Raw genomic sequence first — 24,060 nt, 5'->3', positions numbered from 1 at the left:
TTCCGATTCTCGCCTTTAGACTATCTTTCTCTTTCCCCATCGGACTATTCTCCCCATCTCCCCCTCTCCCCCGATCTCCATTGGGATCATCTGTGTTTTACTTTTGATCTGGCGAACTCTTAAGCTCGCACTGTAACAAAAAATACTTTGTGGCAAACTTTACAGATGCTCTCTCCCCATTACACCATTAGACTATCTCCCCCCGCTGCCACTTCCCCAATTCCCCACTCTCGTTAGAATAAGAGAAGTTGCCTTGCTATCGATCGCCCTCAAACAAAAACCATGACTCAACAACAACCCCGGATTTGCATTCTCGGCGGAGGCTTCGGCGGACTCTACACAGCCCTGCGCTTGAGTCAGTTACCCTTCTCCAAAGCCGAAAAACCCGAAATAGTCCTAGTCGATCGGCGCGATCGCTTCCTGTTCGTTCCCCTGCTGTACGAACTCCTCACCGGTGAACTCCAAACCTGGGAAATCGCCCCGCCGTTTGCCGAACTATTGGAAACCACAGGCGTGCGCTTTTGTCAAGGCACTGTATCGGGCATCGACTTAGACCAGAAGCGAGTGGAGTTACGCGACGGGCCAGAAATTCCGTGCGATCGCCTCGTTTTAGCTTTAGGTGGCGAAACCCCTCTCGATATGGTAAGAGGAGCCGTTGAATACGCTTATTCGTTCCGCACCCTCAAGGACGCCTACAGCTTGGAAGAAAGATTGCGGTTTCTCGAATCCAGCAATACCGACAAAATTCGGGTGGCGATCGTCGGTGCCGGTTATTCGGGAGTAGAATTAGCTTGTAAATTAGCCGATCGACTCGGAGACAAAGGTCGCATCCGGTTAGTCGAACAAAGCAACACAATTCTGCAGACATCGCCAGAGTTCAACCGCGAAGCAGCCAACAAAGCACTAGAAAAGCGCAAAGTGTGGATCGACTTAGAAACATCAGTAGAGGCGATCGAATCCGACACCATATCCTTAGTCTACAAAGGACAATTAGACGTTCTCCCCGTAGACATAGTATTGTGGACAGTAGGAACTAAAGTTAGTCAAACAGTGCGATCGCTACCCCTCAAACAAAACCGTCGCGGTCAACTAATAGTGAATCCGCAGATGCAAATTATCGACCATCCCGACATATTTGCCTTGGGAGACATAGCAGAATGTCACGACGCAACCGGTCAAAAAGTCCCCTCCACCGCTCAAACAGCATTCCAGCAAGCCGACTACACCGCCTGGAACATTTGGGCATCCCTGAGCGATCGTCCATTACTACCTTTCCGCTACCAGCCGCTAGGAGAAATGATGACATTAGGAATAGACAACGCCACCCTCACAGGTTTAGGAATCAAACTCGACGGACAACTAGCACACATTGCTCGCCGCCTAGCCTATCTCTATCGGATGCCCACATTTGACCACCAACTGAAAGTTGGTTTCAATTGGATTAGCAAACCAATTCAGGATTTACTGAAAAAGTAATAGTTAACTGTTAACTGTTAACTGTTAACTGTTAACTGTTAACTGTTGATTTATGATATAGAGGAGACGGCTTGGCCGTTTCCCTACGCCAGATTAATTGTAGGAAAACGGCCAAGCCGTCTCCTAATTTCTAATAATTCCGATGCAACCGGAAACTCTATGACTAACAATTAACTTATGATATAGAGGAGACGGCTTGGCCTTAGTCCCTACCTTGATTAATTGTAGGGAAACGGCCAAGCCGTCTCCTAATTTCTGATAATTCCGATGCAACCGGAAACTCTATGACAAATAACAATTAACAACTAACAAATAACCAATAACTAATGACAAAAATAATTTTTTTAGACGCCGCTGGTACATTATTTGACGTTCGCGGCAACGTCGGCGAAGTCTACGCAGAACTAGCCAAAAAATTTGGAGTTGCCGTTAAAAGCGAAGAGTTAAATGCAGCATTTTCCCAAAGTTTTGCCACAGCCAGTCCGATGGCATTTCCTGGGATAGAAGCAGCAAAAATTCCCCAGCTAGAATTTGAATGGTGGCTGACAGTTTCCGCGAAAGCATTTCAAATAGCAGGCGTTTTCCATCAATTCTCAGACTTTCCAAATTTCTTTGCCGAACTCTACGCTCATTTTGCCACCGCCGAGCCTTGGTTCGTCTATCCCGACGTATTCCCAGCATTAAATAAGTGGCAGCAACAAGGAATTGAATTAGCAATAGTCTCGAATTTTGATTCGCGAATTTATGCAGTCTTAAAAGCATTAAATTTAGCAGAATATTTCACGTCGGTGACAATCTCTACCGAAGTAGGTGCTGCTAAGCCAGATTCTAAAATTTTCACGGCAGCTTTACAAAAGCACAACTGTGTTGCTGCAAATGTGTTGCATATTGGCGATAGTTTTAAGGCTGATTATTGTGGTGCTAAAAATTCTGGTTTAAAGGCAATTTGGTTGAATCGCCAGCAGGAAATACTGGATTTAGAAAAGTTAAATTTTCCGAAGGTGGAGGAATTTGCTAGTCTGGATTTGATCTAAATATGATTTTTATGATGTTAAAGTTATGATTTTTATGAATTGACTTTGAGAATTATTTATTAAATAATATGGATAATTTAACTGCAGAGGGCGCAGAGGGCGCGGAGGAAGAGAAGAGAGGGGTGATTTATATATCTGATTTTTACTGGAAAACTCTATGGAAACTCGACTTACTCAAGATCAGTTAGCACAGGTTGTCGCTGAAATCGATAGGTTATCAAACCAGCGTGAGTTAGAATTGGGAACCGATCGGGTAAGAGAAATTTTACGGGAGTTGAATTTGCCTGATGAACTTCTGGAAGATGCGATCGCCCAAATGCACCGCCGCGAAGCCTTGGAAAAACAGCAGCGACGGAATCGTTGGATTGCGATCGCTTCGACTGCGGTTGTGATTTCGGCGATCGCGATCGGCATTCTATTCGGGCAAAATCGACAGCAGCAAAATGCTCAAGTTGCGTCAACAGAAGACAGGATTTCGCTATCGAAAAAGGGTGGTGATAGCCTCAGTCAAGTCAACCGTCAAATCAATCCCCGCATCTACTACCAGGTGACGTTGAAAAATGCTCCGATCGGCAATCGGTTGTCTCTGCAATGCGACTGGACTAATCCCGGCGGTCAAATTGTTCATCAGAACAAGTATCAGACTCGCACGATCGATACACCAGTTTGGAATACTTACTGTTTTTATGACCTCGGATCTGCTTCCCCGCCGGGAAACTGGGAGGTTCGGATGTCCTTGGATGGGCGCGCGATCGGCAGTGAACCTTTCGTGGTGAAATAAGATCATTTCCGGTTGCACCGGAATGATGTTGACTGTTAACTGTTAACTGTTAACTGTTAACTGTTAACTGTTAACTGTTTGAACAATACCAATACAACCGGAAATGATATAAATGGGTGCGATCGCAAAACCTGCACATTTCATCGGCTATTGGGGACAAACGGATCTCACAAAAACCTTGCGCCGTTTAGTGCCTAATTACTGCATCCGATCGGGCAAATTGTCAGAATGGGCGATCGCCTCTGCATCAATCCTGGCGGCTGACACAGTGACGCTGAATGCTTGCGGGCGATTTCAACCGACGGATTTTCCGGGAGATGTCTGGGCTGGAGTGGAAACGGGACAGCTACGGCTGGGGCGCGATCCGTTTGGGCGAGTGCCGCTTTACTGGATGCGATCGCAAGACACAATCTGGTTTTCGACGCAGATGCAATTGCTGCTACCGCTGATTGATTCTCCTGAAGTGAGTCCGATCGCCCTACACAGTTATGCTTGTTTTTCCTACGTACCAACGCCGTTAACTGCGATCGAGCAAATTGCATCCGTAGCAGCCGGAACGGAGATCCTGTGGGAAATCGCCGATGTTAAGTCTCAGCCGAAAGTGAGATCGCTCAAATCAGCTTGGCAAGAAGCGCCGCAATTACTGCGGAGTGAAGACGAGGCGATCGCACAATTGCAAACGCTGTTACAACAGGCGATCGATCGACAGGTGGCTGATTTGCCGATCGACGAGCCAGTCGGCGTTTTGCTATCAGGCGGGATTGATTCTTCCCTAGTGACAGCGCTGCTAGTCAAAGCAGGCTTGAAAGTCCGCGCCTATGCCCTCGATTTTGGTGTCGAAAGCTATTCCGAATTGCCCTACGCGCAACAGGTTGCCGACTTTTTCGGGATTCCGCTAATCCGAGTGGCGGCGACGGGCGATGCAATCTTGGGCGCGATCGGGCCAACCGCCAAAGCCCTCGATTCACCCTACGGAGACGGCACAACAGCCCCGCTGTTTTTGCTCAAACAGGCGGCGGCGCAAGACGTGCGAGTCGTATTCAATGGCGAAAACGGCGATCAGCTATTTGCCGGATGGACAAACAAACCCTTGATTGCACACGGAGTTTACAGCGCAGAACATCCAGCGGGCAAAGAAACCTTTGAACAGCAGTATTTGCGGACATTCCAGCGATTTTATGGTTATGAAAAACAGATTTTTACACCCGAAATGCTCGATCGCACTCAATCCCACGATTTAAGCGTTTACCTGCAAGATGCGATCGGTACCGACACCTGTCCATCCCTGCTAGCCAAACTGCGGCGGGCTTCGCTGATGCTCAAAGGCGCACAAAACATCCAGCCGAGGGCAAACGTATTGGGCTTTGCTTGCGGTTTGTGGGTGCGATCGCCCTTCTGCGACCCCGACCTCACGGACTGGACGTTTCAACTCCCTGGCGAGCTGCTGCTGCAAGGTGCGTGCGAAAAATACATCCTCAAAAAAGCCTCCGAACGTTGGTTGCCACCGGAAATTGTCTGGCGGGAAAAACGCGGGATGGGTGTGCCGTTGAAGGTGTGGTATTACCGGGAGTTTTGGAGTGCGATCGGATCTCGGCTGAATCCGAACGTACTGCGATCGCAAAAATCCTGGCAACCGCATTTAGCGGACTCGATGTTATCGGGAAAACTCGGAGTTGCCATGCGCGATCGATATATTGGCAACAATCTCTGGTTGCTGCTGATGTGGCAAGCATGGCGAACCGAAGTTTTAGGCGAAATTCCAGTTAAGCGATCGCTGGATCATGTTTTTTGGTTGCCACCGGCGATCGGACAACGCATTTGGAAATATCGAAGGAGGTTAACAGTTGATAGTTGACTACTATTTACTCGATTTTACAATAGACATAGACCATATTTCTTGTCGAACAGACCGGAAAGCCTGTTTAAAAAAGCCTTTTTGGGATAGATTTAATCTTCCTTATTCCTGATGAAGTTGGACGGAAAGATCGGGGGGCGACAGCACTAACAGCTAACAGCCAACAACTAACAACTATAGCAATCCTCAATGAGTCGTCAACTTTTTACCCCACCCCAACCCTCCCCTTACTAAGGGGAGGGAGTAAGAAATTTACAAATGATTTAGCTATGACAACCAATAACTAGCAGCCAACAACTAACAACCAACAAATGAGGGCGGGTACGCACCATCCAATGCCCTACAAAATAACAACAACAAATAACAAACAACAAATAACAAACAACAACAACAACAACTAACTACTAAATACTGACAACTGACAACTGACTACTAACTACTGACTACTGACAACTGACTTCTTTTATATGCTTGAATCTTTGCTAACAAATGAAACGAAAATACATTCGCCACCATTCTCCGAAGCAATGGCCCAGCGACTGTTATCAACCTATGGTTCGCCCTTATATGTGTATCAAGCCGATCGCCTGCGTCAAACCCTAGAACACATTACCCGATCGATCGACTATCCGCACGTTCAGTTTCATTTTGCCACCGTCACCAACGGCAATATTGCTTTGTTGCAACTGATTCAGCAAGCTGGTTGGGGGCTGCACGCGAATACGCCCGGTGATGTTTTTTTGGGACTGAAAGCGGGTTTTACGGGCGATCGCATTGTCTACACTGGCAGTAACCTCAACCGGGCGGATATTCAGCAACTGATTGAATGGAAGATTGATCGATTCAACTTCGATAGTCTGTCGCAACTCCAGGATTTTTGCGAATATTCGCGCAGTCAACCGCGATTAATCTGTCCCGAAATTGGACTGCGGCTCAACTTACCCGAATTGACGGGAGACAGCCGTATCGGACTAAATCCCGCTGAATTTGAAAAAGCCAACGAAATCGCGCAGCAGCATGGTTTTAGCATCACTGGACTGCATTTTTATCGGGGGACTGGAACTAATGCCACTGGTGCTTTTACGCAAGTAATCGATCGCCTAATTGCGATCGCCCAACAGTTACCCGATTGGCGAATTCTCGATTTTGGGGGTGGTTTTGGCTATCCCTATCGAGGCGGTGCGGTGTTTGACTGGGGGGAGTTTGGTATGGCGATTACTGAACGGTTGAGTGCTTTATCTCGCCCGATCGAGTTAGTAATTGAACCGGGACGATCCGCGATCGCAGGTTGCGGTATTTTGCTAGCAAAAGTTGTGTCTGTGAAGTGGTTGGGCCATCGGCAAATAGTCGGAGTCGATACCACTGTATCAAATCTATCAGTGCCTGCGGTACACGGAGGCTATCGGGCGATCGCAACTTGGGAAACCGGCGATGTATCGCGATACGAAACGGATATTTGCGGCAACACGACTTATTCGCGGGATTATTTGGGGCGCAATTGTTGGCTACCGAAACTGCAAATTGGAGATAATCTCGCAATTTTGGATAGTGGGGCTTACGGTTATGCGATGTCGTCGCATTTTCTGCACCGCCCCCGCCCTGCTGAGGTGTTGATTGATGCTAAGGGCGATCGATTAATTCGACAGCGAGAAGACTATTCCATCTTGTTAAACGGGCAAGTATTTTAAACGGGATTTACGCATCACAACCAAGAAACCGGGTTTTTAGCAGAATCTGGGTTGTAACGAAGTATTCTCGAAAAAACCCGGTTTCTGAATACTTGCATCACAACCAAAGAAACCGGGTTTTTAGCAGAATCTGGGTTGTAACGAAGTATCCTCGAAAAAACCCGGTTTCTGACTACCAATAAATCCATTAAATCAATCAGGAGTAACCGAAATGGGAATGAAATGCGTCCAGTGTAACACCGACAACAATTTGCGCGATCGTACCACCCACTCAGGTCACTGTAAGAATTGCAACCATCCCTTTGTATTTGATCCCACTACTATCACCGATCAAAAAATCGCCTTCACCGATCCATTTTTCAAGAATGCGATCGCAGATATCTCCAGCCAAAATATGTTATTTTTTACGCCCAAACAGTTTTTGTATTTGATGGATAAACGGCTAAAAAATCGCACGTCATCTAACCTCTGGAAGTGGGTTTTAGAATATTTAATCCAGAGCTTTATAATTCTAATCGTTGGCGGTTTATTCATGAGCTTTATTTTTTCTAACACTGTGGGATTTTTGATAGTGTGGACTGTTTTAAATATTATTTGGATTGGGGGCTTTTTTGCCAAAAGCAAATCTACCGAGCAAAGTGCTCGCAACAGAAGAATTAATGCCACAAATTTACAAACTTTAGGAATAATAATTTTAGTAACAGGGATTTCAGGAAGCTTGATACTGAACTATGTCCCAGGATACATTGCAGCGATCGCCCTAGGACTATTTTCCTACTGGCTGGGCGTTTCACAAAAAAATAGTCCACAGATAACTGGTGAAATATTTCTAGTCAATCAAGCCCAGAGTAATGAGTGGCTGCTAGACTGGCAAAGAGTAAACGGTACACTAGAAAAACTCCTCCCTGCACCTCGCCAACAAGCTTTATCTGCCAGCATCGATCCCGAAGTCAGCGCCTACAGTTTCGATCGCGCAATCATCTGCGACAGTGACGAAACCGCCCAATTCCTGATTGCCAACAACGTCCATTTTGAGAACAACTGCGCCATTCTCAGCATCAGCGGCTATCCCCAAAGCATCTTCGACACAGTAATCGAAATGCTGCGACGCAATGCCGATTTAAAAGTCTATGCACTGCACGATGCGAATCCTGCTGGAGTTAGTTTAGTCCATCAACTGCGAACCAGTCCAAACTGGTTTGCAAATCAAGCCGTCACAATTTTTGATTTAGGCATTTCTCCCCGTCAAATCTGGGAAACTCGCGATATGTTTGTACAACAATCTCAAACAATGGCACAAAGCACTCGTCAATTACCCGATGCTGTGAGGCAAGGTTTAACAGCAGAAGAACTCGCATGGTTAGATGCGGGCAATTTCGTGGAATTGGAATCTTTTACGCCGCAGCGGTTGTTGCGGGTGGTGAATTATGGACTTGCTCAAAGTGGCGATCCGCAGAGCAACGACGGCTTAATATTAGCGGATAATTCTGTGGGATATGGTGGCGGCTATGTGTTTGTTTCTGATAGTTTCGGTTGAGGAACAGAGGAGACGGCAATGCCGTTTCCCTACCCCAAAATAATCCGATCGCCAAACAACAGAGGAGACGGCAATGCCGTTTCCCTACCCCAAAATAATCGTAGCAACAGAGGAGACGGCAATGCCGTTTCCCTACCTCAAAATAATCTGATTGCCCGGGTTTTAATGCAACCATCGCCCGATTAATGGTAGGGAAACGGCACTGCCGTGTCCTGATTTATTTAATGCAACCATCGCCGGATTAATGGTAGGAAAACGGCACTGCCGTGTCCTGATTTCGGGTAACTTGCCCGTCATTTAAAAACACTCCCTAACGACGATTCACCTGTAACCAAATTTCCAGCGTCACCAACAGCCACAGCTTCAGCCCGTAGCGGGGAAAAACTTCGCCCCGATAGTTTAGCCACTCCTCAATTAATGCCCGATCGAGGTAAGGTGCGATCGCCGCATGACGATTCAACAGCAACGATCGCGCTTGTCGTTGCCAATCCCTCAAAAACCACTGCTGCATTGACATTACCATGCCACTTTTCGGACGGTTGACAATGACATCTGGCAGTAAATCGGCAACAGCAGCCTTGAGCACAGCCTTTTCCTGGGCACCCGAAAGTTTGTATTCTGGCGGAATTTGCAAACTCAGCGCCACCATCCGCCGATCGAATAAAGGCGATCGCGCTTTTAGCCCCGCAGCAGCCGTCAGATTATTCACCTTAGTTAAAATGTAATCGGCCCCTTTGTACTCAATATTCAGCCGCATCAACCGATTCAAAAAAGTCGTTTCTGTCTGTTGCAATTCCTGTGCAAACACCGAAGGCGCATCTTTTACCTGATTCCAAACCTCCGGTTTCAGCAAGCGCGGTAAATCCACATAGCATTTCTGAAACGAAGTCAAGTAAGCTGCGATCGGATCGGGTTTACCCTGAATCGAACCATACAAACTATTCAGCAACATCGGCTTATTTTTGGGCCCGCCAAAACACGGATCGCCACCTTCCCCATTCAGTACCACATCTGCGAATTGTTTTGCCGATCGCCCCAGCAGCAAATTGGGCACCGTCAAGCCTTCCCCCACCGGATCGTCCATAGCAGCCAGCGTTTCCGGTAGCAACTCCCAAATTTGCTTGGGCGAAACTTCTAAAATATGGTGCTCGGTGCCGCAATGTGTTGCGACGATGTTGGCAAATTCAATCTCGCTGGGATATTCGGCGCCAAAGTGCATCGAAAAAGTGTGCACTGGCCGATCGTGCAACCGGGCTGCGATCGCAGTCACGCAACTTGAATCAATGCCACCCGAAAGGTATGCTGCGACAGGTTCCCCGGCTGGTAGCCCTTCTTGCACCAGTTGTTCCAAGAGCGATCGCACTTGTTGACTGTGCCATTCCAAAGGGCGATCGGCGTTAGTAATTTGCTCCTGCGGCTGCCAATATCTCTGCGCCTCAACATCCGGTAAATACAAGTAACTACCAGGGCGCAACTCTCGCACCGATTCCCACAGCGTTTGTGCTCCCGGTACAAACGCACAGCACAAATAGTCGCGCAAAGCAACCAAATCGAGTGTTCGATCGTGATACGGATTGAGCGATCGCAGTCGAGGCGCAATCCAGCGAGTATTTCCCGCACGGGTGTAATAGAGCGTTTTGGCTCCGACGCGATCGCGCCCCAGACACAAGGTTTTCTCCTCTAAATCCCACACAGCCAGCGCAAACTGTCCTTCCAGCAAGCTCAGAGTTTCAATCCCCGACTGTTCCCACAGCCGCCCGACGATCGCCAAATCCGTCAATCCATCGGTATCAATCTGTTGTTTGAGCAACAAAGTGCGATCGAAGGAACAGTCACCTACCAGCACAAATCGCTGATTGGGGCTGAAGGTGGGTTCAGCTCCAATTATGGCAAAACCGGCGGTTTCCCAAGTTGCAGGGTGCGATCGGGCGGCATTCCCCCAGGCGATCGCCCAATTCGGGTTAATCGACTTCTGATTTTGCATCAATTTAGTTTGAGTGATTAAAAGAAATTAGAAAGTAACTTATAAATCAGGCGAAATATCGCTGTTGCAGCGATCGCACCTAAAGCCCCCAAGCAGCCCACAAACAACACGCCAACGATCGGAGAACCGGGATAAATCATAGTTGCGGCCTTCTGCAAAGCCGGGAAAAACCACAGCACGGCCAGAGTAGCAGCACCAATAATCAGCATCTCAGTTTGTTCGATCGCCCTGCGGTACTGAGCGTAAATCAGTCCCCCCACGATCGCACCCAACAACCCGATACTCAAGCCAGGAGATGGCAGCAAACTCGTCAGGGCGATCGCCAGCAACGCCCCCTCAAAACCCGTAAACGCAGCCCCACGCAAAACCTCCCAAATCGAAAAAGCCCCTCTCGGCGAAGCTTGCAAACTTCCCGGAGGAGTCGCCGGAACAGGCGCAGGAAGCTGCTGAGGCGGTGGTGGCGGTTGAGTCGGCAGGGGGGGCGGAGTCTGCACAGCAGGCGGCTGCACGACCATTGTAGGCTGTTGAGAATTGTATTTCAGAGCCGCTTGCACCTCAGCAGCAGATTGAAAGCGCTGGCTCGGAGCCGGCAACAACATTCGATCGAGAACTTCAGCCAAACGCGGGCTTACCTGCACCTTAGAATGCCAATTCCACTGATTTTGATAACTATCAAACAACTCCGTCGGCTGCAAATTGGTCAACAAAGTAATGCAAGTCACAGCCAAAGCATAAAAATCCGTTGCCGGATAAACCTCTTGCCCGCTCATCTGTTCTGGCGGAGCGTAACCCAAAGAATAAATACCAGTAGAAGCCTTAGAACTTCCCGCAGTTTGCGTCACCTGTTTGACAGCCCCAAAATCTAATAAATAAAGCCGACCATTTTTAGCCCGCATAATATTAGCAGGTTTAATATCTCGGTGAATCGAACCGCGAGAATGCACAAAATCGAGAACCTTCAAAATTTCTCGCAGCACCTCCAGCGTTTGGGCCTCCGAAAACTTACCCTTAGCAGCAAGTTCCTCCTCCAAATTTTCACCGTCAATAAATTCTTGAACCAAATAGAAAAACTGATCGTCGTTCCCCCCTTGCAAACTCGGAACAGTCAGCTCAAAAAACGCCAGCAAACTCGGAATTTGCGAATGTTCGTTTCCCAGTTCTTCCAGCACCGCCGCTTCCCGTTCAAATAGAGTATGAGCGATTCTTAGCTGTGCCGGAGTCATATTTGCCGACGGCTGCAAAAGTTTAGCCACGCACTGCCGCATCGCCGGAGTGTAGCGGTCTCTAGCCAAAAATGCCGCCCCAAAACCGCCTTTACCCAACAACCTCGCGGGCAAATAGCGGCCGCTCAAAATTAGGGGCATCCCGCAAGTCGTGCAAAACTTTTGCTGCACAGTTTTCAGCAGGGAACTGTCATCGAGGTCTGCAAAATTGTTTTGAGGGCGCGGGCAGGCCGGGCGGGTGCAGTAAACTTCCATTGTGGTTTGCTAATTGGTCTTAGGGCATTGGTCATCGGGCTCTAGCGTTGCGGAGGGATTGGTCATCGGGCCGATGCCCGCGAGGGGAATTAGGAATTGGTAATTGGGAATTGTAATTGGTTTAATTCCTAATTCTAGGCGGTCAAACTTTTTAAGACTAATCCCAGTTTATTTTACCCTCTTTATCTAGTTTTGGTATTAGGTTTTGGTCTCAAAAAAGCCAATTGCCGATTTCCGATTCCCGATTATCGATTCCCAATTTATTCATTTTTCCAGGGACTCTCAAACCAGATTTTTATTTATAAACTAACCGCGAACTGCTAACTGCCAACGACCTCACAAATTAATTTCCCGCCGAGTTGGGAGTTACTATTTCTATCAGAGGCAAATCGATCGCCGGAGCTGCTTTTTTTTCTGAAATGGTGGAATAAGTAGCAAACAGGGGCAGAATTTCATTGCTGAAAGCCTCTGCTGCTTTAGAACGGTAGCGGTTGGGGTTGCAAATCAGGGACAAAATCCGCGTTACTAACACTTCGTCCATTTTAGATTTGTGCAAAACGCCCATCAGCAACTCTTTTTCGATCGCCGAAACCGACACAAAAGCAGCGCCTAGCCCCGACTGAACGGCATTTTTAATAGCTTCGATCGAATTTAGTTCCATCTCGATTTTCAGGCGGCGCGTGTCAATGCCGCACCGAGTCAGTACCTGATCGATGACTTTGCGGATAGTAGACTGGGAGTCTAGGGAAATAAACTGCAATTTATAAAGGTCTTCTTTTTGGATACTTTCTTGTTGTACCATCGGGTGAGACGGAGGCAGAATCAGAGCCAGTTCGTCCTCTGCGTAAGGAACAATTTCTAAAGCTTCTACAAGTTCGGTAGGAATTTCTCCGCCCACAATTGCTAAATCGATTTGCCCGTTGGCCACACTCCACGCGGTGCGGCGGGTAGAGTGAACGTGAAGCTGTACCGCTACATCCGGGTACTTTTGGCGGAACATCCCAATCATCCTGGGTAGCAAATATGTCCCGGTTGTTTGAGAAGCGCCGACTATCAAAGTACCGCCTTGGAGATTTTGCAAGTCTTCGAGAGCTCGACAAGTTTCTTGACAAAGCGATAAAATTTTCTCGCCGTAACTCAGCAGCAGGTGTCCGGCTTCGGTGAGTTGAGCCCTGCGCCCCCCCCTGTCAAACAGCGGCACGTCCAACTGTCTCTCTAGGTTTTGCACCTGCAAGCTAACTGCGGGCTGGGATACGTAGAGGCTGTCGGCGGCGCGTTTGAAGCTTCCTTCGGAGGCGATCGCCTTGAGAATACGTAACTGGTCTAAAGTGAAAGGAAGGTCAGACATATATCTAAATTGTCATTTGTCAGTTGTCAGTTGACGGTTGTCAGTTGTCAGTTGTCAGTTGTCAGTTGTCAGTTGACGGTTGTCAGTTGTCAGAACAGCAAACAGCGAACAGTCAACAGCCAACAGTCAACAGCAAACAGCGAACAGTGAACAGTTAACTGACTGATAACCGCTGAATGCTCCTATAGATACTTTGTGACACAACTTGGCCGCGAATCAATAACTTTTCTTAATATTTGCAATGACGATCGACTTAGCGCTTGACTCCCACTTAGTTATTCTGGGACTTTTATTCGGTTTTGCGATCGCCCACAGCGGTTTAGCAGCCCTCCGACCAAAAGGTGAAAAGCTGATGGGGGCTAGACTTTACCGGGTTTTGTTTGCCCTTGTCAGTTTGCCGCTGGCGGTAATTCTGATTGTCTATTTTTTCAACCACCGCTACGACGGCGTGCAGCTTTGGCAAGTACAGGGAGTGCCCGGAGTTAAACCCGCAGTTTGGATACTTTCAGCAATTTCCTTTCTGTTTCTGTACCCCGCAACCTTCAACCTCTTAGAAATTGCCGCCGTCCAAAAGCCGGATGTTCACCTCTACGAAGCCGGGATCATCCGCATCACCCGTCACCCGCAAATGGTGGGACAGGTGATTTGGTGCGTGGCCCACACCCTGTGGATTGGCACTAGCTTTACTCTCGTCACTTCCATCGGTTTGGTACTTCACCACCTGTTCGGAGTGTGGCACGGCGACCAGCGGCTGCGGGCGCGTTTTGGCGAATCCTTTGAAACCATCAAATCTCAAACCTCAATTATTCCATTTTTGGCCATCCTCCAAAAGCGTCAAACCCTTGATTTGCTTGAGTTTATGCGTCCTTCCTACGTAGGTGTAGTTATTTTTACGGGCCTGTTATGGAAAATTCATCCTTTTTTGATGCGTGTCACTGGGAACATATACTGGTAGCATGATCCCTAGGATAGAAAAAAAATTATTAAATTCTGAGGGCTCATGGTGTTGTCGGTTAGCGAACGCACTTTTGCACAAGAGGTATTTCAAGCCTCTACCCCCGTTTTAGTTCACTTTTGGGCACCTTGGTGCGGTTTGTGCCGCGCGATCGACCCCACGCTTGCGAGTTTTGATGCACAGTGGGCAGGAAAAGTCAAGCTCCTAGGGGTGAATGCCGATCAAAGTTTGAAGTTAGCCAACACTTATCGCCTGACAAGTCTGCCAACGCTGATTTTGTTTGAGGGCGATCGAGTTCGATTTAGATTTGAAAATTATCAAGGACGCGAGGAACTGCGGCGCACTCTCGATTCTTGGATGCTAGCCACTGTGAATTCTCCCCAAACTCAACGCCTGCAACCGCAGCAAGCAGTTAACAGGTAAGGATTCCCAGACATTTGGCCCGCGCGGTAGAAAGTATTTGGAATTCCCCATTTATTCGATCGGCCATCCGACGACACCTCAGTAGAGGCAGAAACCGAGTTTTTTTACGAAAATACGGCGTATATCGCCTGATATCGGTAAAAACCCGGTTTCTTGAGTCGATCGGCTCTAAAAGTGTATGGATTTGTCAATCTATCTTTAGGAATAGATTGAAAGCAAACAAGATCGATCGGGAAAAAACAAAGCAGTTCTCCAGCATTGTCGATCGGCAATACTGAAAAATTGGAGCGAGTATTTTTGCCCAGTGGCGCAGGCGTGTGTCACAATTGTTTACAGTTTTGGCAATATCTAGTAGAAACTTTAAACAACCTATCAGTCATGGAACTGCTTTATCTATACGCTTGGCTGATTCCAGTCCTGCCGCTGGCAGGCGCAATGCTAGTAGGTTTAGGCTTAATCACCTTTAACCAGGCAACCAACAAACTCCGACAAGCGAATGCGATTTTAATCGTCTCCACGCTGGGAGGGTCAATGGTACTATCTTTCGCATTGCTGTGGAGTCAACTACAGGGCCACGCACCCTACACCCGAACGATTCAGTGGGCCTCTGCTGGCGACTTCTCGCTGAACATGGGCTATATCATCGACCCCCTGACGGCGGTAATGCTGGCGATCGTCACCACGGTCGCCTTTTTGGTGATGATTTACACCGACGGGTACATGGCACACGATGACGGGTACGTGCGATTTTACGCCTACCTGAGCATCTTCAGCGCCTCAATGTTAGGTCTAGTCCTCAGCCCCAACATCATTCAGGTTTACATTTTCTGGGAACTCGTAGGTATGTGTTCATACCTGCTAGTAGGCTTTTGGTACGATCGCAAACCCGCAGCAGACGCTTGCCAAAAAGCCTTCGTCACCAACCGCGTCGGCGACTTCGGCTTGCTGCTAGGCATACTCGGTATTTACTGGGCAACCGGCAGCTTTGAATTTAGCGTGATGGGCGAACGCCTGCACTCCCTAGTCGAATCCGGCGCCCTTTCGGCGACTCTAGCAACAATCTTCGGCGTTTTGATCTTTTTGGGCCCAGTCGCCAAATCAGCTCAATTCCCCCTCCACGTCTGGCTCCCAGACGCAATGGAAGGCCCCACACCGATTTCAGCCTTGATTCACGCGGCCACGATGGTAGCCGCCGGAGTATTCCTGATCGCTCGGATGTACCCAGTATTGGAAGGTCTGCCTGAAGTCATGAATTTGATCGCCTGCACCGGCTGTTTTACAGCATTCATGGGTGCTTCGATCGCAATTACGCAAAATGACATCAAAAAAGGCTTAGCCTACTCCACCATCTCCCAATTGGGCTACATGGTCATGGCAATGGGCGTCGGCGCCTACAGTGCCGGACTGTTCCACTTAATGACCCACGCTTACTTCAAAGCAATGCTGTTCCTGTGCTCGGGTTCAGTCATTCACGGCATGGAAGCAGTCGTCGGGCACAACCCGGTTGTGGCTCAAGACATGAGAGTCATGGGCGGCTTGCGTAAATATATGCCAATTACCGCTTCTTGCTTTTTAATCGGTAATTTAGCAATCTGTGGCATTCCGCCCTTTGCAGGCTTTTGGTCAAAAGACGAAATCCTCGCCCAAGCTTTTCACGCTAATCCCGCTCTCTGGGCTGTGAGTTGGCTGACTGCGGGCATGACCGCGTTTTATATGTTTCGGATGTATTTCAGCACCTTTGAGGGCGAATTCCGAGGCAATGACAGCGCCATCAAGCAACGACTCCTACAACCGAATTTGGTTTTCGGCCCCGGAGCGATGAATGTTAAGGAATTGGCACCCACTGGCGAAAGTCACGGCGAACACGACCATTTTCCTCACGAATCTCCTCTGACAATGGCTCTGCCGTTGGTGTTGCTGGCTGTACCTTCAGTATTTATCGGTTTTGTCGGTACGCCGTTTGCTAATTATTTCGAGCAGTTTGTGCACGCGCCGGGGGAATCTCTAGAAGAAGTTTTGCAACACGCCGCTGAGTTTGATTTGACGGAATTCCTCATCATGGGCGGGAGCTCTGTAGGTATTGCTTTGCTTGGCATTACTTTGGCTTCTCTGATGTATTTGAGCCGGAAAATTGACCCGAGTGCGGTAGCTGCAAAAATCAAACCGCTTTACGAGTTCTCCCTCAACAAGTGGTATCTAGACGATATCAACGAAGTTCTCTTTGTCAAAGGCAGCCGCCGTTTAGCGCGACAAGTCATGGAAGTGGATTTGCGAGTTGTCGATGGTATTGTCAACTTGACAGGGTTTCTGACTCTGGTAACAGGCGAAGGTTTGAAATACTTTGAAAGCGGTCGCGTTCAATTTTACGCCCTGATCGTGTTTGTCGCAGTTCTGGGTTTTGCGATCGTTTCGGGAGTTGGTTAAATCTGTAGGGAAATGGCAATGCCTATTGGTCTCAACAATCGCCTGAAACCTTTTGTCTTTCTCCTTTACTGCCGAGGTCTGATCCCCCTAAATCCCCCTTAAGAAGGGGGACTTTGAGCAGATTCTTGTCCCCCCCTTTTTAAGGGGGGCTAGGGGGGATCTGGCCTCGGAGATCGACGAGAGATACAAAGGTTTTCAGGCGATTGTTGAGACGCCTTGGGCGAAGCGAAGCGGAGGGATTGCCGTATCCCCACCAAGAGATATTTTAAGAAATGCTATTAGCTCAATAACTCACAATTGACAATTAGCCAATAGAAATAAATTTTGAATGAAACTCAATTTGTGCGATCGTACAAATTGTCGCAAATATAGCAAAAACAAATGTTTCGTATAAAGAAAGTATAAAATTTATAGGAAAACGGTTAAAATATGTTTAAACCTAATAGTTGATGGCTAATTTTAAAACGCAATGGATACAGCTAATTTCCCCTGGTTAACAACAACAATTCTGTTTCCCATTGCTGCGTCCTTGCTGATTCCTTTGATTCCCGACAAGGATGGCAAGACGGTGCGCTGGTATGCACTAATTGTAGGTTTGATCGATTTTGCTCTGCTTGTGTACGCTTTTTGTACTCATTACGACTTCAGCAATCCAGATTTGCAACTGGTAGAAAGCTATATTTGGGTGCAGCAACTCGATTTAAATTGGTCAGTGGGTGCTGACGGTTTGTCGATGCCGCTGATTTTGCTGACTGGTTTTATTACTACGCTGGCTACTTTAGCAGCTTGGCCGGTCACATTTAAACCTAAGCTTTTTTACTTTTTGATGCTGATCATGTACGGCGGACAAATCGCAGTTTTTGCCGTACAGGATATGTTGCTGTTTTTCCTAGTTTGGGAACTGGAATTAGTCCCTATTTACCTAATTTTGTCAATCTGGGGTGGCAAGAAGCGCCTCTACGCAGCAACTAAGTTTATCCTGTACACTGCAGGCGGTTCGCTGTTTATTTTGGTGGGCGCCCTGACGATGGCGTTTTATGGCGATACTGTGACTTTCGATATGCGGGCGATCGCGCTTAAAGACTTCGCCCCCAATATAGAATTGCTCCTGTACGCAGGTTTCTTAATAGCCTACGGCGTCAAACTGCCAATTTTTCCCCTCCACACTTGGCTCCCTGACGCTCACGGCGAAGCCACCGCACCCGCCCATATGTTGCTAGCAGGAATTCTCCTGAAAATGGGCGGCTACGCTTTGCTGCGGATGAATGCGGGAATGCTCCCCGACGCTCATGCTACCTTCGCACCCCTGTTAGTAATTTTGGGCGTAGTTAACATTGTTTACGCCGCCTTAACTTCTTTTGCTCAGCGCAACTTGAAGCGGAAAATTGCTTATTCTTCGATTTCGCACATGGGCTTTGTACTGATTGGGATAGCTTCGTTTACCGATTTGGGAACCAGTGGTGCAATGCTACAAATGGTTTCCCACGGTTTAATCGGGGCGAGTTTGTTCTTCATGGTAGGTTGCACTTACGATCGCACTCACACCCTCATGCTCGACGAAATGGGCGGTGTCGGTAAGAAAATGCGTAAGGTTTTTGCGATGTGGACTGCTTGTTCTATGGCTTCTTTGGCTTTGCCGGGAATGAGCGGTTTTGTAGCAGAATTAATGGTATTTGTGGGCTTTGCAACCAGCGATGCTTACAATCCGGTGTTTAAGGTTTGTGTAATATTTCTGGCGGCTGTCGGCGTAATTTTGACTCCGATTTACCTGCTGTCAATGCTGCGGGAAATCTTCTACGGCCCGGAAAACAAGCAATTGGTGGAACACGAAGAGTTGGTGGATGCGGAACCGCGAGAAGTGTTTATTATTGCGGCTCTGTTAGTGCCGATTATTGGCATTGGGTTGTATCCAAAGATGCTGACTCAGGTTTACGATGCGACTACTTCACAGTTGACTGCAAAGTTGCGGGCTTCTGTACCGTCTCTGGTGGCTAAGGCTGCTGATAAAACAGTGGCTTTGCGCGCTCCGGCGATCGAGCCGAGTAAGTTGTAATTTGAACGAGATGTAGGAAGAAAACCCCCAAACCATTTTTAAAATAGGGTTTGGGGGTTTTCTATTTTTTTGCGGTTGGGCGATCGAGGCAAATCAAGGTTAGAATCTAAGTAGGGCTTGCTGAAAAAGTCCACAAATCGAATCTAGGTGCCAAACAGCTTGAAAAATGGGAGATTCGGAGATGGGTTCCCAAATTTATTCCACAATTCTCCACCGAAATGCAAGGATTTTGAGGCTACAAACGTCATAACCTTGCACTTTTTTGTGTTTAAAAGTCTTGAAACCCTTGGCAGTCATAACTTCTAGTTCTATTCAGCAAGCCCTAAGTAATGTTCGCTTATTTTAAAGCTTTCAAGACCTCTCATTTACTAGATCCCTAAAAAATGACAGATAAAAGAAAAACTCAACTTGGCTACTTCATAAATTTTAAGCTTTGGCAAGATGCTTTGAAACTTTTAAGATTTGAAATTAAGCAAAAGCAATCTAATAGGCATTTCAATACTTTAAGTATGTTTTATTATGAAAAGCTTGATGCAGCCTGTCTAGATGCTGAGCCTCAAACTTATTTCCAAACAAAGATAGCAAGTAGCCTCTTTTATGGCTTAAAAAAAGAATTTGCTGTCTTCTCTTATGTAATACCTAAAACTCGTCTTGGACTACGTGACTATAAATTTTTCACTTACCCAATGCGAGCGGTTTACTATGCAGTTGGGCTTTACTTACTAAAGCTCTCGCAGGAATTTATAATTGAAACTCATAAAAAAGTAAACAGAATAGAAGCTTTTTATGGAGGAAATCTAAATTATAAAGCTCACAAGCTACAAATTACAGCAAAAAACATTTACTACCGTAGCTTTCATGAACAATTCAAACAAAGAATTAAAGAAGAGACCATCAGCGGAAATCAAGACAAATTTATTTTAAAGCTAGATATTGAAAACTATTTCAACGAAATATCAATTCCAAAGTTACTTCATTTTTTGCATACTTATGTAAAACCCAGTATGCAGGCGAGTATGGCATATGACTCCTTCACACGTGAACAAATTGTTTATCTATTTCAATTTATTGCTAACGGAAAATCTTCTGGCATTCCTCAGTCAGATAACAATGTCATATCTAGCTTTATTGGTCACTTGTATCTAGTCTTTGGCGATTTACTTATAGATGATGTGTTGAAAAACTGTACCTCTGTTATTGATTTTTATAAAATTATAAGATATACAGATGACATTTATATATCGATCACCTTTAAGCATGGGATTAGCCATGAAGAGCAAGGTATTCTAATTCATTCAATAGCATCTCAAATTTCGGAAGTTTTATACAGTCGCTTAAATATTAAGCTTAACTTAAAGACAAGGCTCTATCGCATGGCAAAGCAAGATGAAAAAGAAGAACTTCTTAAAAATATTCGTAGAGCGTCTCCTAGCGATGAATACACTAATATTAGTGAAAAAGAGGAAGAACATAAAAGGAAAGAGACTGAATTCAGCACTGAAACACCCCAAAAAAAGCTACATAAAGTATTTAAAGAATTAAGAAAAATTAAAAAATCGAGGGTTGAAGACTACTTCACACGAGATAGTTCAACTCAAGATGAAATTTTACAATTAGTTCTTGATAAGAGCGTAGAACAGATTCTTGACAAACCAGAAAACAAAAAAGAAATACGCTCTATATTCAATAAGTTTAACTTTGATTTAGTGAAGGTTAAGCCTCTTGAAATCCTAGTTGTTCTTCTTAAAGATGAAGTATCTATAGATAATTTTAAAAATTTTTGCCTAGGCAAAAATATTATTACAATAAGCGATGCAGATTTGATAATTAAATTTTTATGTCAGACTAATTTTAGCGATGAAAAACTACTTTTGAAGCTCAAGCAAAATGCTCACATGAATAATATTATTGATGTATTCATTGAGGGAAAACTTAATTGCAGTAGTCCTGGATATTATAGGTTGGCTTGTATGCAAATGCATCAAATTGCAGTAATGCCAGAGGTGATTGAGCAAACTAGATTGAGAGTATTAAGTGAAAAAGAAAGCTCTTATTCTGTTGCGCTTAACCATCTGCTTAATGAAATTCATGCGGTATGTATAAAGAAAGAAAAGGCCAATAATAAAAATTATGATGTTAATGATGTAATTAAATTTCTTCATTTAAATAATGTTCCACATGAGATATGTATAAAGATCAGAAATTTGTTTGATCGTAGAAACTCTAATAGTATTTCGCATCCTGGTTCTGATGATAGCCTTGCTTGGGAAGTTACACGAGAAGAGTATTGGGATTATCATGAAAACGTTGGGAAGTGTTTAGATTTTCTGCTGTAGCAAATGGCTGCTAGGTGAGTTAAGAATAATATGTTGAGCAGCCAGCAGGATAACAAGGCGATGGAGCGGAATGTTGAGAGCTTTTTCGTCTAGTTTTTAAGTTTATTTGCTGCGGTTCAACTCTGCTGTTATCCCACGATCGCAATACGCAATACTTCAAAATTACCAGTGGGTCGATCGCCCTTTTAGTTCCTAGCGTTATTATTCTGCCAAAAGTGCGTTCTTTTTGACACTTGACAAATGGTATTTTGTCGCCGAAAGCTGTGCCACCATTTCGGCACGAGACGAAACCTCAAGCTTGCGAAACATTCGTTTCAAAGCTTGTTTCACCGAATTCTCAGTAATCCAAATTTCCTTCCCAATTTGTGCGTTTGTTCGTCCCAAAGCAACCAATTCGGCAATTTGCAATTCACGAGACGTTAATCGATCGCTCTGGAAAGGTTGGTGTTGAAATCGCACTGTTGCAGCCCAAACAGACAAATGCAAACAGATCGCACTCAAATCGGCTAAATTTTGTGTATCGAAGGCAAACATTGACTGTTCGCGGGTGCAACCCACTACACCCGCTAATTGACCGCGATTGACGATCGGGCCCGCCATCACGTGCCAATGATCGGGGCGGGGACAAATCATTGTCCAAACCTTGGGCGATGTCACCAATGCTTCGTGCACGGGAGCGTGACGCTCCACTAAATAACGCGCGAGAGGATTGTGTTCGATCGATAGCGCAACTTTCAAAGTTTTCTGAAGATTGCTATCTAGTGATGGAAGTCGATCGAAAAAGAAGATTCCCGATCGCTTAGCTGCAAAATACTCGCCGATTTTGGGCACGACTTGCGAGCGCAAATCTTGTTCGTCCTTCACCTGGTCGATCGCTTCAAATAAAAGCTGTAAGGGACTTTTCATGGTCATGGTGGCAAAAAGAGTACCCGATCGAGGTCTAGAAGCATTGCAATACTCAAATTATATTACCCTTATAGTCTCAAAAACAACTTGACATGACAACAGGTTTGGATATCGATCGCGCTCCTGCACGTTGGATGGCGATCGGCTTTTACACGACTTCAATCATCTTTAATCTCTGCTTGATTTCTCAGTTATTAACAGTTGGAGTTGCCTACTTCAACAATCCTGGATGGTGGAATATTCATGTTTGGCTAGTGCGAGGTTATGGCGGACTGGGATTAGTATTGCTGGGATGGGCGTTTATTGCCCCATTCTCGCGCAGAATACGGCATCTCGCCGCAAGTCTACCGGTGCTGCTTGGACTACAATTTGCCAGCATTCATCTCAAAAGTCCTCTGCACCTAGAAATACTGCATCCTCTGATTGGATTTACGTTGCTCTATGTTTCTTCCAGCCTTGTACATCACATATCGCGCACTTTATCGTCCAGCAACTATCACAAAAATCAAATTTAAGAGGTAAAAATGACACAAGATGCAATCTTCAGCCCCTTTTTTGCAACAGTGTTTTTAACACTCTTAGTCTGGGTGTATATGTACATCCGCCGGATTAGTTTTATCACAAGTAGAAAGCTCGGTCAAAAAGATTTTGCTGTCCCGGGCGCACTGGCACAAATTTCGCCAGCAAGCGTATCCAATCCATCAGATAATCTAAAAAACCTGTTCGAGATTCCGATGATTTTTTATGCGCTTGTCCTATATCTGTTCATCACAAAGCAGGTGGATGCAGTGTATGTAAACGCCGCGTGGGTCTTCGTTGTGTTTCGTGCATTGCATAGCGCTGTCCATTGCACGTTCAATCTCATCATCCTGCGGTTCTACCTCTATTTATTTGCTACGCTCGCGGTATGGTTCATCGCGCTCCGCGCAGCACTTATCCACTTTGGCACGTAGGTATGCTATTACCGTATTTTCTTCTCAATTTGACTGCTTAAGCTATTGGCTTGGGATGACGCTGAAGGCATCTTCACTGTCTACCTTGAAAGATTAGGATCCCTAACATTGCCCTTTTCACTGCTGCTGCTGAGATGTTTGAACAGCCAGTATCGCGGGTGCTGTTCGTGCAGTTTTATAGAACCCATTTGATATCTATTCTGCGTAAATCTCAGAAACCGGGTTTCTCTCTATATTTCTCGTCACCCAACCAAAAACTCCAAGAATACCCGGTTTCTCGCCATGAGCGTAAATCTCAGAAACCAGTTTCTCTCTATATTTCTCGTCACCCAACCCAAAAACTCAAAGATGTCAAATGGGTTCTATATAGCGCGCGAGATTTTCCAGTGGATCGATGAAAGTATGACTCAGTAGGCGATCGACTTTATGGCGAGTCTTTTGAAGCACAGAAATCCCAGCTTCGGGGAGGCACAATGCAGCCTGTTAGCGGAGGTTTGCGTTCACAGCATTAATGCTGTCATTCTGTCGGCACTTCGCAACCGGGATCGACAGCATCGCCAACAACTGGTACAGCAGATTGAGGATTTGTTGGTGTCGTATTTAGAGCCGTATGTGGGGGAAGGTCGGTCGAGCGATGTAATGAAAGTAATGAAATGTCCGCATTGTCGATCTGAGCAGTTGTCCAAAAACGGTTATCGACGGGGAAAGCAGTGCTATCGCTGTCAGGAATGTGGCAAACAGTTTGTCGATAATTCTCAGCGATCGGTTATGTTGACAATGAATTTGGTCGATCGGATGTGAGTATCGAGCCACATATTGATACCCATAT

18 protein-coding genes are annotated in these 24,060 nt (G+C 46.2%); 14 read left to right on the top strand and 4 right to left on the bottom strand.

The annotated features are described in order from the left end of the window. The first annotated feature begins 282 nt into the window (after window positions 1-282). From AACV78_RS13340 to AACV78_RS13315, 6 genes are all read left to right on the top strand, one after another. A complete protein-coding gene (locus AACV78_RS13340; protein WP_194008750.1) occupies window positions 283-1,476 on the top strand; it encodes an NAD(P)/FAD-dependent oxidoreductase in 1,194 nt (397 codons plus the stop codon). Window positions 1,477-1,802: 326 nt separating this feature from the next. Beyond that, complete coding sequence (locus AACV78_RS13335; protein ID WP_194008751.1) at window positions 1,803-2,510, top strand: HAD-IA family hydrolase; 708 nt, start codon at window positions 1,803-1,805, stop codon at window positions 2,508-2,510. A 157-nt stretch (window positions 2,511-2,667) separates the two neighbouring features. Next, window positions 2,668-3,291, top strand: a complete 624-nt coding sequence (locus AACV78_RS13330; protein ID WP_194008752.1) for a DUF3859 domain-containing protein — start codon at window positions 2,668-2,670, stop codon at window positions 3,289-3,291. A 112-nt stretch (window positions 3,292-3,403) separates the two neighbouring features. Continuing rightward, entirely contained in the window at window positions 3,404-5,146 is a 1,743-nt protein-coding gene (locus AACV78_RS13325) for an asparagine synthetase B family protein (protein ID WP_194008753.1), read from the top strand. A 467-nt stretch (window positions 5,147-5,613) separates the two neighbouring features. Further along, window positions 5,614-6,834 (top strand): diaminopimelate decarboxylase family protein, encoded by a 1,221-nt coding sequence (locus tag AACV78_RS13320; RefSeq protein ID WP_194008754.1) that lies wholly within the window; start codon window positions 5,614-5,616, stop codon window positions 6,832-6,834. A gap of 217 nt (window positions 6,835-7,051) precedes the next feature. After that, on the top strand, window positions 7,052-8,371 hold the full coding sequence (locus AACV78_RS13315; protein ID WP_228042232.1) for a toprim domain-containing protein: 1,320 nt from the start codon (window positions 7,052-7,054) through the stop codon (window positions 8,369-8,371). A 310-nt stretch (window positions 8,372-8,681) separates the two neighbouring features. On the opposite strand, the gene AACV78_RS13310 is transcribed toward AACV78_RS13315, so the two are convergent. The 3 genes from AACV78_RS13310 to AACV78_RS13300 form a co-directional block, all read right to left on the bottom strand. Beyond that, window positions 8,682-10,355, bottom strand: coding sequence for an asparagine synthetase B family protein (locus AACV78_RS13310; RefSeq protein ID WP_194008756.1), 1,674 nt, complete (start codon window positions 10,353-10,355; stop codon window positions 8,682-8,684). A gap of 17 nt (window positions 10,356-10,372) precedes the next feature. Further along, on the bottom strand, window positions 10,373-11,833 hold the full coding sequence (locus AACV78_RS13305) for a protein kinase domain-containing protein (RefSeq protein ID WP_194008757.1): 1,461 nt from the start codon (window positions 11,831-11,833) through the stop codon (window positions 10,373-10,375). A 343-nt stretch (window positions 11,834-12,176) separates the two neighbouring features. Beyond that, window positions 12,177-13,181, bottom strand: a complete 1,005-nt coding sequence (locus AACV78_RS13300; RefSeq protein WP_194008758.1) for a LysR family transcriptional regulator — start codon at window positions 13,179-13,181, stop codon at window positions 12,177-12,179. A 241-nt stretch (window positions 13,182-13,422) separates the two neighbouring features. Between AACV78_RS13300 and AACV78_RS13295 the strand changes: the two genes are divergently transcribed. The 5 genes from AACV78_RS13295 (at window position 13,423) to AACV78_RS13275 (ending at window position 21,372) form a co-directional block, all read left to right on the top strand. After that, window positions 13,423-14,136 carry an NnrU family protein gene (locus AACV78_RS13295; RefSeq protein ID WP_194008759.1) on the top strand — a complete coding sequence of 238 codons (714 nt, stop codon included), beginning with the start codon at window positions 13,423-13,425 and terminating at the stop codon, window positions 14,134-14,136. A 45-nt stretch (window positions 14,137-14,181) separates the two neighbouring features. Further along, complete coding sequence (locus AACV78_RS13290; protein WP_194008760.1) at window positions 14,182-14,559, top strand: thioredoxin family protein; 378 nt, start codon at window positions 14,182-14,184, stop codon at window positions 14,557-14,559. Window positions 14,560-14,937: 378 nt separating this feature from the next. Continuing rightward, on the top strand, window positions 14,938-16,983 hold the full coding sequence (locus AACV78_RS13285; RefSeq protein WP_194008775.1) for an NAD(P)H-quinone oxidoreductase subunit 5: 2,046 nt from the start codon (window positions 14,938-14,940) through the stop codon (window positions 16,981-16,983). A 469-nt stretch (window positions 16,984-17,452) separates the two neighbouring features. Beyond that, a complete protein-coding gene (locus tag AACV78_RS13280; protein ID WP_194008761.1) occupies window positions 17,453-19,036 on the top strand; it encodes an NAD(P)H-quinone oxidoreductase subunit 4 in 1,584 nt (527 codons plus the stop codon). Between the two features lie 383 nt (window positions 19,037-19,419). After that, window positions 19,420-21,372 carry an AbiA family abortive infection protein gene (locus AACV78_RS13275; protein ID WP_194008762.1) on the top strand — a complete coding sequence of 651 codons (1,953 nt, stop codon included), beginning with the start codon at window positions 19,420-19,422 and terminating at the stop codon, window positions 21,370-21,372. Between the two features lie 201 nt (window positions 21,373-21,573). Here AACV78_RS13275 and AACV78_RS13270 read toward each other — a convergent pair whose 3' ends face one another. Beyond that, window positions 21,574-22,278, bottom strand: coding sequence for a LuxR C-terminal-related transcriptional regulator (locus AACV78_RS13270; protein WP_194008763.1), 705 nt, complete (start codon window positions 22,276-22,278; stop codon window positions 21,574-21,576). A gap of 92 nt (window positions 22,279-22,370) precedes the next feature. On the opposite strand from AACV78_RS13270, the gene AACV78_RS13265 reads away from it, so the two are divergent. From AACV78_RS13265 to AACV78_RS13255, 3 genes are all read left to right on the top strand, one after another. Beyond that, window positions 22,371-22,793, top strand: coding sequence for a DUF6220 domain-containing protein (locus AACV78_RS13265; protein WP_194008764.1), 423 nt, complete (start codon window positions 22,371-22,373; stop codon window positions 22,791-22,793). A 9-nt stretch (window positions 22,794-22,802) separates the two neighbouring features. Beyond that, window positions 22,803-23,231 (top strand): MAPEG family protein, encoded by a 429-nt coding sequence (locus tag AACV78_RS13260; RefSeq protein ID WP_194008765.1) that lies wholly within the window; start codon window positions 22,803-22,805, stop codon window positions 23,229-23,231. Window positions 23,232-23,657: 426 nt separating this feature from the next. Next, complete coding sequence (locus AACV78_RS13255) at window positions 23,658-24,032, top strand: IS1/IS1595 family N-terminal zinc-binding domain-containing protein (RefSeq protein ID WP_194008766.1); 375 nt, start codon at window positions 23,658-23,660, stop codon at window positions 24,030-24,032. Window positions 24,033-24,060: the final 28 nt, after the last annotated feature.

The sequence above is a fragment of the Tychonema sp. LEGE 07196 genome, from assembly GCF_963890365.1.
Lineage (GTDB): Bacteria > Cyanobacteriota > Cyanobacteriia > Cyanobacteriales > Microcoleaceae > Microcoleus.
The sequence above is the reverse complement of the archived record's forward strand: the minus strand, read 5'-3'. Positions and strand labels throughout refer to the sequence as shown.

What these genes read in the sequence shown, in the direction of transcription:
- AACV78_RS13340 (WP_194008750.1), top strand. Translation starts at nt 283, where the DNA reads ATGACTCAACAACAACCCCGGATTTGCATTCTCGGCGGAGGCTTCGGC.
- AACV78_RS13335 (WP_194008751.1), top strand. Translation starts at nt 1,803, where the DNA reads ATGACAAAAATAATTTTTTTAGACGCCGCTGGTACATTATTTGACGTT.
- AACV78_RS13330 (WP_194008752.1), top strand. Translation starts at nt 2,668, where the DNA reads ATGGAAACTCGACTTACTCAAGATCAGTTAGCACAGGTTGTCGCTGAA.
- AACV78_RS13325 (WP_194008753.1), top strand. Translation starts at nt 3,404, where the DNA reads ATGGGTGCGATCGCAAAACCTGCACATTTCATCGGCTATTGGGGACAA.
- AACV78_RS13320 (WP_194008754.1), top strand. Translation starts at nt 5,614, where the DNA reads ATGCTTGAATCTTTGCTAACAAATGAAACGAAAATACATTCGCCACCA.
- AACV78_RS13315 (WP_228042232.1), top strand. Translation starts at nt 7,052, where the DNA reads ATGAAATGCGTCCAGTGTAACACCGACAACAATTTGCGCGATCGTACC.
- AACV78_RS13310 (WP_194008756.1), bottom strand. Translation starts at nt 10,355, where the DNA reads ATGCAAAATCAGAAGTCGATTAACCCGAATTGGGCGATCGCCTGGGGG.
- AACV78_RS13305 (WP_194008757.1), bottom strand. Translation starts at nt 11,833, where the DNA reads ATGGAAGTTTACTGCACCCGCCCGGCCTGCCCGCGCCCTCAAAACAAT.
- AACV78_RS13300 (WP_194008758.1), bottom strand. Translation starts at nt 13,181, where the DNA reads ATGTCTGACCTTCCTTTCACTTTAGACCAGTTACGTATTCTCAAGGCG.
- AACV78_RS13295 (WP_194008759.1), top strand. Translation starts at nt 13,423, where the DNA reads ATGACGATCGACTTAGCGCTTGACTCCCACTTAGTTATTCTGGGACTT.
- AACV78_RS13290 (WP_194008760.1), top strand. Translation starts at nt 14,182, where the DNA reads ATGGTGTTGTCGGTTAGCGAACGCACTTTTGCACAAGAGGTATTTCAA.
- AACV78_RS13285 (WP_194008775.1), top strand. Translation starts at nt 14,938, where the DNA reads ATGGAACTGCTTTATCTATACGCTTGGCTGATTCCAGTCCTGCCGCTG.
- AACV78_RS13280 (WP_194008761.1), top strand. Translation starts at nt 17,453, where the DNA reads ATGGATACAGCTAATTTCCCCTGGTTAACAACAACAATTCTGTTTCCC.
- AACV78_RS13275 (WP_194008762.1), top strand. Translation starts at nt 19,420, where the DNA reads ATGACAGATAAAAGAAAAACTCAACTTGGCTACTTCATAAATTTTAAG.
- AACV78_RS13270 (WP_194008763.1), bottom strand. Translation starts at nt 22,278, where the DNA reads ATGAAAAGTCCCTTACAGCTTTTATTTGAAGCGATCGACCAGGTGAAG.
- AACV78_RS13265 (WP_194008764.1), top strand. Translation starts at nt 22,371, where the DNA reads ATGACAACAGGTTTGGATATCGATCGCGCTCCTGCACGTTGGATGGCG.
- AACV78_RS13260 (WP_194008765.1), top strand. Translation starts at nt 22,803, where the DNA reads ATGACACAAGATGCAATCTTCAGCCCCTTTTTTGCAACAGTGTTTTTA.
- AACV78_RS13255 (WP_194008766.1), top strand. Translation starts at nt 23,658, where the DNA reads ATGGCGAGTCTTTTGAAGCACAGAAATCCCAGCTTCGGGGAGGCACAA.